A 12239-nucleotide genomic window follows, 5' to 3' on the forward strand; every position below is an offset into this window, starting at 1 on the left:
GTGGGCTACCGCCAACCACCGGCTGGCGTTTACTCGGATTCCAGTTCGATATCGATGCCCAACGAGCGGATCTCTTTGATCAGCACGTTGAAGGATTCGGGCATGCCCGGCTCCATGCGGTGGTCGCCATCAACGATATTCTTGTACATCTTGGTACGGCCGTTCACGTCGTCAGACTTCACGGTGAGCATTTCCTGCAGGGTGTAGGCGGCACCGTATGCCTCCAACGCCCAGACCTCCATCTCACCGAAGCGCTGACCACCGAACTGCGCTTTACCACCCAGCGGCTGCTGAGTCACCAAGCTGTAAGAACCGGTAGAACGCGCGTGCATCTTGTCGTCGACCAAGTGGTTGAGCTTGAGCATGTACATGTAGCCCACAGTCACCGGACGCTCGAACTGGTTGCCAGTACGGCCGTCGAACAGGGTCATCTGACCGCTCTCCGGCAGGTCTGCCAGCTTCAGCATCTTCTTGATTTCGACTTCTTCGGCGCCGTCGAACACTGGGGTGGCCATCGGCACGCCCTTCTTCAGGTTGTTCGCTAGCTCGAGTACTTCTTTGTCGCTCAGGGTATCCAGCGGCTCACTGCGGCCACCGACTTCGTTGTACACCTGACCCAAGAACTTACGCAGATCGGCGATCTTGCGCTGCTCTTCGAGCATGCGGTTGATCTTCTCACCCAAACCTTTAGCCGCGAGGCCCAGGTGGGTTTCAAGGATCTGACCGACGTTCATACGCGACGGTACGCCCAGCGGGTTCAAGACGATGTCGACCGGCACACCGCTTTCATCGTGCGGCATGTCTTCAACCGGCATGATCACCGAGACCACACCCTTGTTACCGTGACGACCGGCCATCTTGTCGCCCGGCTGGATGCGGCGCTTGATAGCCAAGTAGACCTTAACGATCTTCAGCACGCCCGGAGCCAGGTCATCGCCTTGCTGCAACTTGCGCTTCTTGTCTTCGAACTTGTCTTCAAGCATTTGCTGGCGGTCAGACAGGTACGCCTGGGCCTTTTCCAGCTGCTCGTTGAGTGCGTCTTCAGCCAATACCAACTTGAACCACTGACCGTGCTCGAGGCCGTCCAGGTATTCGTTAGTGATCTCAGCACCTTTCTTCAGGCCCGGGCCGGAAGACACTTTCTGACCGACCAGCGCACTGCGCAGACGCTCAAACTGGGCGCCTTCAACGATGCGGAACTCTTCGTTCAAGTCCTTACGGATTTGGTCCAGCTGCATCTTCTCGATGGACAGCGCGCGGCTATCACGCTCAACGCCGTCACGGGTGAACACCTGCACGTCGATCACGGTGCCCTTGGTGCCAGTCGGCACACGCAGGGAGGTGTCTTTAACGTCCGAGGCCTTCTCACCGAAGATGGCGCGCAGCAGCTTCTCTTCTGGGGTCAGCTGGGTTTCACCTTTCGGGGTCACCTTACCGACCAGAATGTCGCCCGCCATGACTTCCGCACCGACATACACGATGCCGGCTTCGTCGAGCTTAGCCAGCGCCGCTTCACCCACGTTGGGGATATCGGCGGTGATTTCTTCGCTGCCGAGCTTAGTATCACGCGATACGCAGGTCAGCTCTTGGATATGGATAGTGGTGAAGCGGTCTTCCTGAACCACGCGCTCCGATAGACAGATGGAGTCTTCGAAGTTGAAGCCGTTCCACGGCATGAACGCCACGCGCATGTTCTGACCCAACGCCAGTTCACCCATGTCGGTGGACGGGCCGTCAGCCATGATGTCGCCACGCGAAACCAGATCGCCCTTCTGCACCAGCGGACGCTGGTTGATACAGGTGTTCTGGTTAGAACGGGTGTACTTGGTCAGGTTGTAGATGTCGACACCGGCTTCGCCAGTCTCAACTTCGTCATCGGCTACGCGAACCACGATACGGCTGGCGTCCACAGAGTCGATCACACCGCCACGACGCGCCACCACACACACGCCGGAGTCGCGCGCTACGTTGCGCTCCATGCCGGTACCTACCAGCGGCTTATCAGCACGCAGAGTCGGTACAGCCTGACGCTGCATGTTCGAACCCATCAAGGCACGGTTGGCGTCATCGTGTTCGAGGAACGGAATCAACGAAGCAGCAACAGACACCACCTGACGCGGTGAAACGTCCATCATGGTGACGCTTTCCGGCGCCATCACGGTGAATTCGTTCATGTGACGCACTTCGACCAGCTCGTCGACTAGACGGTTTTTCTCGTCCAGCACGGCGTTAGCCTGGGCAATCACGTGGTTGGCTTCTTCGATGGCCGACAGGTAGTGAATCTCGTCACTGACCACGCCATCTTTCACCACACGGTACGGACTCTCAAGGAAGCCGTAAGCGTTGGTGCGGGCATAGGTAGCCAGCGAGTTGATCAGACCAATGTTCGGACCTTCAGGGGTCTCAATCGGACAAACGCGACCGTAGTGAGTCGGGTGCACGTCGCGGACTTCGAAGCCTGCGCGCTCACGGGTCAGGCCACCGGGGCCAAGCGCAGAAATACGACGCTTGTGGGTGATTTCCGACAGCGGGTTGTTCTGGTCCATGAACTGCGACAGCTGGCTGGAACCGAAGAACTCTTTCACGGCCGCCGCAACCGGCTTGGCATTGATCAAGTCTTGCGGCATCAGGCCTTCGCTTTCAGCCATCGACAGACGGTCTTTAACGGCACGCTCAACACGCACCAGACCGACGCGGAACTGATTTTCGGCCATTTCGCCGACACAACGCACGCGACGGTTACCCAAGTGGTCGATGTCATCCACAACGCCTTTGCCGTTACGGATATCCACCAAGGTACGCAGTACGTCGAGGATGTCTTCTTTGGCCAGTACGCCTTCGCCGGTGTCTTCAGTGCGACCGATACGACGGTTGAACTTCATGCGGCCAACAGCCGACAGGTCGTAACGCTCGGAGGTGAAGAACAGGTTACCAAACAGGCCTTCGGCGGCTTCTTTGGTTGGCGGCTCGCCCGGACGCATCATGCGGTAGATTTCGACCAGCGCTTCCAGTTGGTTCTGGGTGCCGTCGATCTTCAGCGTGTCAGAAATGAACGGGCCGCAGTCGATGTCGTTGGTGTAAATGGTTTCGAAACGCACCACGTTGGCTTTAACCAGCTTAGCCAGCAGGTCCGTGGTGATTTCATCATTGCAGTTAGCAATGATTTCGCCAGTCACCGGATTAACGATGCTCTTGGCCAGCGTACGGCCCAGCACGTAATCAGCCGGTGCTTCCAGCTTAGTGATACCGGCCTTTTCCAGCTGGTTGATGTGGCGCGCAGTAATACGGCGGCTCTGCTCAACCAGTACCTTGCCCTTGTCGTCCTTAATATCGAACGCAGCGACTTCACCACGCAGACGCGCAGGCACCAGCTCAAGGCTCAGTGACTCGCCTTCCAAGTGGAATACGTTGGTTTCGTAGAAGATTTCCAGCACTTCTTCAGTGCTGTAACCCAAGGCGCGCAGCAGCACAGTAGCCGGCAGCTTACGGCGACGGTCAATACGCACGAACACGGCGTCTTTGGCGTCGAACTCGAAGTCCAGCCACGAACCACGGTAAGGAATGATACGCGCGGAGTACAGCAGCTTGCCCGAAGAGTGGGTCTTGCCACGGTCGTGATCGAAGAACACACCCGGGGAGCGGTGCAGCTGAGAAACGATCACACGCTCAGTACCGTTGATGACGAAGGTACCGTTCTCAGTCATGAGCGGAATTTCGCCCATGTACACTTCTTGCTCTTTGATGTCCTTGATCGCTTTATTGGATGATTCGCGATCAAAGATGATCAGGCGCACTTTTACGCGCAGCGGTGCAGCGTAGGTTACGCCACGCAGCACACACTCTTTAACGTCAAATGCCGGCTCACCCAGACGATAGCCAACGTACTCCAGGGCGGCATTGCCCGAGTAGCTGCTGATGGGGAAAACCGATTTGAAAGCGGCATGCAGACCAACGTCACGGAGCAGGTCTTTGCTCATGCCTTCCTGAAGAAACTCGCGATAGGAATCGAGCTGGATGGCCAACAAATAAGGCACATCCATGACATGTGGCAATTTGCCAAAGTCCTTACGGATACGTTTTTTCTCAGTGAACGAGTAAGCCATCAGCATTCCCCAGCGTGGTCACTTGCTTGTAGGGCGTCTCCACAAAAGAGCCGCCTGAAAAATCTGCCAGTCTCTCTGGCGCGCTGCGTTAGGCAGCGGTGCGTTCGGGCGTTACAACCCAGAACGGAAAAAGGCCGGTGGCTTTAGGCCACCAGCCATCAGTCCGACGCAAAGCGCCGGACTGTCGACGCGAGCAGAGCGATTACTTAAGCTCAACCTTGGCGCCGGCTTCTTCCAGAGCTTTCTTAGCTGCTTCGGCTTCTTCTTTCGAAGCGCCTTCTTTAACAACGCCAGGAGCGCCGTCAACAACAGCTTTAGCTTCTTTCAGACCCAGGCCGGTCAGTTCGCGAACGGCTTTAATCACGTTCACTTTCTTGTCGCCAGCTTCGACCAGAACGATGTCGAACTCGGTCTTCTCTTCTTCAGCAGCAGCGCCGCCGGCAGCCGGGCCAGCAACAACAGCAGCAGCAGCAGTAACGCCGAACTTTTCTTCCATAGCCTTGATCAGCTCAACGATCTGCATAACAGACATTTCGCCTACGGCATTGATGATATCTTCGTTGGTAAGAGCCATGACTCTATTCCTATATTGGGGGACCGCCCTAAGCGATCAATTAAACAAAAAAGGTTAGTTGAAAGAGGCGCGCCTATTAAGCAGCCGCTTCTTTCTGATCGCGTACAGCAGCCAGAGTACGAACGAACTTGCTGGTAGCGCCCTGCAGGACACTCATCAGCTGTGCAACAGCTTCGTCGTAAGTCGGCAAGCTGGCCAGAACGTCGATCTGGTTCGCTGCGAGGAACTGACCATCATAGGCAGCCGCTTTGATCTCGAACTTGTCGTTACCCTTAGCGAAATCTTTGAAGATGCGGGCAGCAGCGCCAGCATGCTCCTGAGAGAACGCGATCAGGGTTGGACCCTTAAAGCTGTCAGCCAAGCACTCAAAGTTGGTGCCTTCGACAGCGCGACGAGCCAGGGTGTTACGTACAACACGTACGTATACGCCAGCTTCGCGGGCCTCTTTACGGAGTCCAGTCATAGCGTTAGATGTCACGCCGCGAGCATCAGCTACGACAGCAGACAGAGCGCCTTGGGCAGCCTCGTTGACTTCAGCGACAATGGCCTTCTTGTCTTCGAGTTTAATTGCCACGGGATTACTCCTGGATTTTTACCATTTGACCGGCGAACCGGCCGTGTTTTGGTGTCTGATCCAGTAAACATGACTGAATCGGGAGCACCATCTGCGTAGGCATTTCTATTAAGGCTTGCGCCACCTACGGTCTTGGATAGCCCCCGCCAGGCAGGGACCCCAAAAACCGGCGAGCCGCAAGCGACTCGCCTTAATCACTTAGGCTTCCAGAGAAGCCTGGTCGATGTGCAAACCTGGGCCCATAGTGGTGCTCAGGGTTACGCGCTTCAGGTATACGCCCTTAGCAGAAGCCGGCTTGATCTTTTTCAGATCGGCCAACAGCGCTTCAACGTTTTCCTTCAGCTTCACCGGCTCAAAACCAACCTTGCCAACGGAGCAATGGATGATACCGTTCTTGTCAGTGCGGTAACGCACCTGACCAGCCTTGGCATTCTTCACAGCGGTAGCAACGTCAGGGGTAACAGTGCCAACTTTCGGGTTCGGCATCAGGCCACGCGGACCCAGTACCTGGCCCAGCTGACCTACAACGCGCATGGCATCCGGAGATGCGATTACTACGTCGTAGTTCAGGTCGCCGGCTTTCATTTCGGCAGCCAGTTCGTCCATACCCACTTTGTCGGCGCCGGCAGCCAGAGCAGCTTCAGCAGCCGGACCCTGAGTGAACACAGCAACACGAACAGTCTTACCAGTGCCGTGCGGCAGCACAGTCGCGCTACGTACAACCTGGTCAGATTTACGCGGGTCAACACCCAAGTTCACTGCAACGTCTACAGACTCAGAGAACTTAACGGTGGACAGTTCGGCCAGCAGAGCAGCGGCTTCTTCAAAAGCATACGCCTTGCCTGCAACAACCTTTTCAGCGATCGCCTTTTGGCGTTTAGTCAGCTTAGCCATTTACACACCCTCCACGTTCAGGCCCATGCTGCGCGCGGAGCCAGCGATGGTACGTACAGCAGCATCCATATCGGCAGCGGTCAGATCAGCCTGTTTGGCCTTAACGATCTCTTCCAGCTGAGCACGAGTTACGGTGCCTACTTTCTGGGTGTTCGGGCGCGGCGAACCACTCTTCAGGCCAGCGGCCTTCTTCAGCAGTACGGAAGCCGGAGTACTCTTGGTTTCAAAAGTAAAGCTACGGTCGCTGTATACAGTGATGATCACAGGCGTCGGCAGGCCCGGCTCAAGACCCTGGGTCTTGGCGTTGAAAGCCTTACAGAATTCCATGATGTTCACACCGTGCTGACCCAGAGCCGGACCAACGGGCGGACTTGGGTTGGCTTGACCAGCCTTAACCTGCAGCTTGATATAAGCCTGAATTTTCTTGGCCATAAATCACCTCAATCTAGGGTTCAAACGCCTAACGGCTCCCCTGGTTTAGATCACCACTTTCGCAGTGACGACAAAGCCCCGCAGCGCGTAGCTGCAGGGCATTGAATTATTTTCTACCGATCAGACCTTCTCGACCTGACCAAACTCCAGCTCAACCGGGGTTGATCGACCGAAGATCAACACCGCGACCTGAATTCGACTCTTCTCGTAGTTAACTTCTTCGACCACGCCGTTGAAGTCAGCAAACGGGCCATCGGTAACACGCACAGTCTCACCGGGCTCAAACAGGGTTTTCGGCTTGGGCTTATCAGTACCATCCTGCACACGACGCAGAATAGCCTCAGCCTCACGCTCGGTAATCGGCGCTGGCTTATCCGCCGTACCACCGATAAAGCCCATCACGCGGTTAGTGTTTTTAACCAAGTGCCAGCTCTCATCATTGAGCTCCATCTGCACCAACACATAACCGGGGAAGAACTTACGCTCACTCTTGCGCTTTTGGCCGTTACGCATTTCGACCACTTCTTCGGTCGGCACCAAAATCTCGCCAAACAGGTCTTCCATGCCGGCCAACTTGACACGCTCAATCAGCGAGCGCATGACATACTTCTCGTAACCCGAGAACGCATGCACGACATACCAACGCTTACTCACAGTGCACCTATTAGCCGATGATCAGGGAAATTACCCAACCCAGCAGGGAATCCATACCCCACAGGATCAAAGCCATCACCACCACAACCCCCAACACCACCAGCGTGGTCTGTTGAGTCTCTTGACGGGTTGGCCAAACAACCTTGCGCATCTCGACACGCGCATCTTTCACCATTTGCGCAAAAGCAGCACCTTTAACGGTCTGCAAGGCAACCAGCAACGCAACCACAGCAAGCGCAACAACACCCAGAACACGATACAAAACCGGCTCTTGAACAAAATAGTGGTTACCTACAACTGCGGCAGCAACCAACAGGGCAACAACAATCCACTTGGCAATATCCAGTGTGGCGTTGCCGTTTTCAGCGTTGGCACTCATGAAAGGACCTTATCGAGAATTGCCAGATCGTTAAATCTGGCAGGCAAGGAGGGAATCGAACCCCCAACCTGCGGTTTTGGAGACCGCTGCTCTGCCAATTGAGCTACTTGCCTGTGGTTAAATTGGGCCGGGCATTATGCCGGCCCAATCAAGCAAGATCAACGAATTTTATTATTCGACGATCTTAGCAACTACGCCAGCACCTACGGTGCGGCCGCCTTCACGGATAGCGAAGCGCAGGCCTTCGTCCATCGCGATCGGAGCGATCAGGGTAACAACCATCTTGATGTTGTCGCCCGGCATTACCATTTCAACGCCTTCCGGCAGCTCACAGTTGCCAGTTACGTCAGTGGTACGGAAGTAGAACTGCGGACGATAGCCTTTGAAGAACGGAGTGTGACGACCACCTTCTTCTTTGGACAGAACGTACACCTCGCCTTCGAACTTGGTGTGCGGCTTGATGCTGCCCGGCTTAGCCAGAACCTGACCACGCTCTACGTCATCACGCTTAGTACCACGCAGCAGGGCGCCAACGTTCTCACCAGCACGACCTTCGTCGAGCAGCTTGCGGAACATTTCCACACCAGTACAGGTGGTTTTAGTGGTCGGACGGATACCAACGATTTCGATTTCCTCGCCCACTTTCACGATGCCGCGCTCTACACGACCAGTCACTACAGTACCGCGACCAGAGATGGAGAATACGTCTTCGATCGGCATCAGGAACGGCATGTCGATAGCACGAACCGGCTCAGGAATGTACGAATCCAGAGTTTCTACCAGCTTCTTAACAGCGGTAGTACCCAGCTCGTTGTCGTCTTGACCGTTCAGAGCCATCAGAGCAGAGCCCACGATGATCGGAGTGTCGTCGCCCGGAAAGTCATAGGTAGACAGCAGGTCGCGAACTTCCATTTCTACCAGCTCGAGCAGCTCAGCGTCGTCAACCATGTCGGCCTTGTTCAGGAACACGACAATGTAAGGTACGCCTACCTGACGGGACAGCAGGATGTGCTCACGCGTCTGCGGCATCGGGCCGTCAGCAGCGGAACAAACCAGGATAGCGCCGTCCATCTGAGCAGCACCGGTGATCATGTTCTTCACGTAGTCGGCGTGACCCGGGCAGTCAACGTGCGCGTAGTGACGAATATTGGAGTCGTACTCTACGTGCGCAGTGTTGATGGTGATACCACGAGCTTTTTCTTCTGGTGCGGAGTCGATCTTGTCGAAGTCGACCTTGGCAGAACCGAATACTTCGGAACATACGCGGGTCAGCGCAGCAGTCAGAGTGGTCTTGCCATGGTCAACGTGACCGATGGTGCCAACGTTTACGTGCGGCTTATTCCGCTCGAACTTTTCCTTAGCCATATCAACCTCATCATGATCGACGACAAGCGCCTGATGCCATTAGAACAAAGGCAGATATATGCGATATCTGCCTTTGAAAATGGAGCTCTTGACCGGATTTGAACCGGTGACCTCACCCTTACCAAGGGTGTGCTCTACCAACTGAGCTACAAGAGCCAAATCCGCAGAGCAGACACTGGAGCGGGTAGCGGGAATCGAACCCGCATCATCAGCTTGGAAGGCTGAGGTTCTACCACTGAACTATACCCGCGAAGCTATCTGCTCTCGCTAAATCTGGTGGAGGGAGAAGGATTCGAACCTTCGAAGGCTAAGCCGTCAGATTTACAGTCTGATCCCTTTGACCGCTCGGGAACCCCTCCAGAAGAGGCGTGCATTCTCTATGCAACCTCACTGCCTGTCAACACTTTTTTGATTAAAAACCAACACTTGCGTGACATTCAGCACTTCACTTCAAGCTTAGCCAATGGCCGCTCTAGCGAAGCGGGGCGCAGTCTACTCAATCACCTGAAACAGTGCAAGCCATAAACTGATGGCGCATCGCCGGAAAATCACCCTTCAGCCCAGCCAGCAAGGAATCATCCAGCAAACGCCGCCCAGCAGCCTTAACTTCCACCCAAAACTCACGCTGGGCACGGGTAATTTCTTCAATCACTGGATAGTAGCCAGCCTGCCGTAAGCGCTGCGCAATCGCATCCGCAGACTCGCGCCGCGGAAAGATACCCAACGATAAGCCATTGGTATTTGGCCCCTGAGTAATCAGGTAGCTATCAATTTTACGCGCCTGCAACTCGCGCAACTGACGTATTGCCGCAGAGCGTGACGCCAATGGCGAGAGATACACAGCGAAATCCGCGCCGGCATCACTTTCTTTTTCTACCACCTGCGAAGCGATATCCAAGCTCAACAAACGCTGACGTAAGTTAGCCGCCACCTCATCACGCTCAAAGGGCCCAAACAGTAGGCAGGCTCCGTCATGACTACCGCTTGACGCTTGACGCGCGACACCACCCTCTTCGCTGAGCAGACGAATCGAACCGCCACTTTCACGATAAGCCTGCACAGGCGGCAATTCTTTACCCTTTAACGGCACTTGCTGCTGGTGCCAGACAAAATAAACCGCATTCAGCATCAACAAAAAAAGAAACACCCAGCGCATCAATCCTCCTTAATTGGGCAGGCCAGGGCTAAGCCGGCAAACACCAAATCCGCATCAAACACAGCTTCAGGCAATAACGGCGCGACGAGCTCCGCATCGCCGCCGGTGAGGTAGACAACAAAATCCTCACCCAGATAGCGCCGCCCTTCAGACATCAAATAAAACACAAAGCCTTGCAGCATTTGCATGCAGCCGCGCTCGACCGCATCACGCGTATTGTCCCCAGGCGCGTGCGCTGTGGGCACCATCTCACTTCCTTGATAGCGAATTCTGCGCGTGTGCAGCTTTAGCTGACTACGCATTAGCTGTAAGCCCGGCGCGATAAAGCCGCCCAAATGGCGACCATCGGCGGCCACATAATCAACCGTGACCGCCGTACCCAAATCGAGCACCAGGCACGCCTTACCGCAATCAACATATCCCGCCACCGCCGTTAACCACCGATCTAGCCCCAGCTGCGTATGGTCCGCATAACCATTCGCCACACCGGCGAGCGATAAAGCAGGCTCAGCCCGCAGAACCCGCTCAATACCGGCTTGCTGCAACCGCTCAATAAGTAGCCGCGTTTCCGCATCCGCGCGCACACTGACTAAACGCAGCACAGTGGGCTGCAGCTCCGCCTCCTGCAAGACAACAACCAGCAACTCAACATCGGCGACTGAACCACCCGCAACGCGCTCACCAGTAGACAACACTCGCCACTTAATCAGCGAATTACCGCAATCCAGCTCAAGAATCATGCTCACTCCGCCGCAAGCTCACCTCACCACCTGCAAACACACGCTCACCTTCTTGCGTTGCTAGCAACAAGGCGCCACGCTCATCGACCCCGACCAGGCGTCCAGAAGCCCCCTGCAGACCAGAGACTTCCACCGCTTCGCCCAACCATGCAGCCATCTCGTGCCATTCTTGACGAAACGCCGCAAAGCCATCGCGCGCAAACAGCTCGAGTGTCGCAGCCAATTCACGCAGCAAATCAACGGCAAACGCCGTGCGCTCTACACGCACGCCTAATTCGCGATAACAAGAGGTCCACGGCTGATCAATCGCCTGCGCCTGCTGTTTATTGATATTCACCCCGATGCCAATGACTAAACGGCAACTATCCGCCAAATCACCACTGAGCTCGATAAGAATCCCCGCCAGCTTGCGCCCTGCAACCAACACATCGTTCGGCCACTTCAGCTGCGCGCGCAAAATCCCGTGCGCGCGCAAAACACGCACCAAAGCCACGCCCACAGCCAAACTGGCCCCCTCAATGCGCGCCGCGCCGCCATGGATTTCGTGCACATAGGTCAAATACAGATTTTCACCAAATCCGCCCTCCCAGCTGCGCCCGCGGCGACCACGCCCTGCGCTCTGCTGCTCGGCAAGAATGGCAAAGGGCGCCGCGCGTTTTTCTTCTAGTGCCTGCAATGCTAAGGAGTTAGTCGACGAGGCTGACCACAACAGATCGACAGGCACGCCCGCAGCCGCAAGCTTGTCCGCATCAAGCAGTGCCAGCGGAGCAGCCAGGCGATAGCCCTTGCCGGGAACCCGCTGCAAGTCTAAGGAATAAGCCCCACTCAGCTGCTGAAGCTGCTTCCAAACAGCCGCACGACTTACCCCCAGCACGCGCCCCAAGATCTCGCCAGAATGAAACTGCCCGTCTGCCAAAAGGCGCAATAACGCAACCTGCATGCCCGCACCCGAATGATCGAAAGGCGCGATGATACCGGCATCGCCCGGCCAGGCCAATTTTGCTTTTCTCCCGCGCAAAGACAAAGCCCCTGAGCTTTTGCTCAGGGGCTTTGGTTTTAGGTGCTTGACGATGACCTACTCTCACATGGGGAGACCCCACACTACCATCGGCGATGCACCGTTTCACTGCTGAGTTCGGAAAGGGATCAGGTGGTTCCAGTGCTCTATGGTCGTCAAGCAATTCGGTTGGATATCCGTATTGCGTACGTCTATCCGAATTGGGTATGTGATTGGTATTACGAGTTCAACAAGCTTTCGGCTTTGTTTCGTTTACCACTGCAATCTCAGATTGCTTGGGTGTTATATGGTCAAGCCTCACGGGCAATTAGTACTGGTTAGCTCAACGCCTCACAACGCTTACACACCCA

At 55.6% G+C, this 12239-nt stretch carries 11 protein-coding genes, 4 tRNA genes and 1 rRNA gene; all 16 read right to left on the reverse strand.

Annotation, left to right across the window (positions count from 1 at the left end):
• Positions 1–29 precede the first annotated feature (29 nt).
• Positions 30–4103 carry a DNA-directed RNA polymerase subunit beta gene (rpoB, locus tag BMX80_RS13140; protein ID WP_074869269.1) on the reverse strand — a complete coding sequence of 1358 codons (4074 nt, stop codon included), beginning with the start codon at positions 4101–4103 and terminating at the stop codon, positions 30–32.
• Positions 4104–4305: 202 nt separating this feature from the next.
• Positions 4306–4677 (reverse strand): 50S ribosomal protein L7/L12, encoded by a 372-nt coding sequence (rplL, locus tag BMX80_RS13145; protein WP_071873524.1) that lies wholly within the window; start codon positions 4675–4677, stop codon positions 4306–4308.
• 76 nt (positions 4678–4753) lie between these two features.
• Positions 4754–5251: a 50S ribosomal protein L10 gene (gene rplJ / locus BMX80_RS13150; RefSeq protein WP_071873525.1), complete on the reverse strand. Its 498-nt coding sequence runs from the start codon at positions 5249–5251 to the stop codon at positions 4754–4756.
• A 198-nt stretch (positions 5252–5449) separates the two neighbouring features.
• The gene (rplA, locus tag BMX80_RS13155) at positions 5450–6145 is read right to left on the reverse strand and encodes a 50S ribosomal protein L1 (RefSeq protein WP_071873526.1); all 696 of its coding nucleotides are present in this window, start codon (positions 6143–6145) and stop codon (positions 5450–5452) included.
• Positions 6146–6577, reverse strand: a complete 432-nt coding sequence (gene rplK / locus BMX80_RS13160) for a 50S ribosomal protein L11 (protein ID WP_071873527.1) — start codon at positions 6575–6577, stop codon at positions 6146–6148.
• A gap of 120 nt (positions 6578–6697) precedes the next feature.
• Complete coding sequence (nusG, locus tag BMX80_RS13165) at positions 6698–7231, reverse strand: transcription termination/antitermination protein NusG (RefSeq protein ID WP_071873528.1); 534 nt, start codon at positions 7229–7231, stop codon at positions 6698–6700.
• A 10-nt stretch (positions 7232–7241) separates the two neighbouring features.
• Positions 7242–7610 (reverse strand): preprotein translocase subunit SecE, encoded by a 369-nt coding sequence (gene secE, locus BMX80_RS13170; RefSeq protein ID WP_074869251.1) that lies wholly within the window; start codon positions 7608–7610, stop codon positions 7242–7244.
• A gap of 37 nt (positions 7611–7647) precedes the next feature.
• Positions 7648–7723 (reverse strand) — tRNA-Trp (locus tag BMX80_RS13175).
• 58 nt (positions 7724–7781) lie between these two features.
• On the reverse strand, positions 7782–8975 hold the full coding sequence (gene tuf, locus BMX80_RS13180) for an elongation factor Tu (RefSeq protein WP_074869254.1): 1194 nt from the start codon (positions 8973–8975) through the stop codon (positions 7782–7784).
• 80 nt (positions 8976–9055) lie between these two features.
• Positions 9056–9131: transfer RNA gene (locus BMX80_RS13185), tRNA-Thr, on the reverse strand.
• Positions 9132–9151: 20 nt separating this feature from the next.
• A tRNA-Gly gene (locus tag BMX80_RS13190) sits at positions 9152–9225 on the reverse strand.
• A 24-nt stretch (positions 9226–9249) separates the two neighbouring features.
• Positions 9250–9334 (reverse strand) — tRNA-Tyr (locus tag BMX80_RS13195).
• 137 nt (positions 9335–9471) lie between these two features.
• The gene (locus BMX80_RS13200) at positions 9472–10131 is read right to left on the reverse strand and encodes an SPOR domain-containing protein (RefSeq protein WP_074869255.1); all 660 of its coding nucleotides are present in this window, start codon (positions 10129–10131) and stop codon (positions 9472–9474) included.
• Positions 10131–10871 carry a type III pantothenate kinase gene (locus tag BMX80_RS13205; RefSeq protein ID WP_074869258.1) on the reverse strand — a complete coding sequence of 247 codons (741 nt, stop codon included), beginning with the start codon at positions 10869–10871 and terminating at the stop codon, positions 10131–10133. The genes BMX80_RS13200 and BMX80_RS13205 overlap by 1 nt, the downstream gene beginning before the upstream one ends.
• Positions 10861–11811, reverse strand: coding sequence for a bifunctional biotin--[acetyl-CoA-carboxylase] ligase/biotin operon repressor BirA (gene birA / locus BMX80_RS13210; protein WP_074869272.1), 951 nt, complete (start codon positions 11809–11811; stop codon positions 10861–10863). The genes BMX80_RS13205 and birA overlap by 11 nt, the downstream gene beginning before the upstream one ends.
• Positions 11812–11933: 122 nt before the next feature.
• Positions 11934–12049: ribosomal RNA gene (rrf, locus tag BMX80_RS13215) — 5S ribosomal RNA — on the reverse strand.
• Between the last annotated feature and the right edge of the window lie 190 nt (positions 12050–12239).

Source organism: Atopomonas hussainii, assembly GCF_900109735.1.
GTDB lineage: Bacteria > Pseudomonadota > Gammaproteobacteria > Pseudomonadales > Pseudomonadaceae > Atopomonas > Atopomonas hussainii.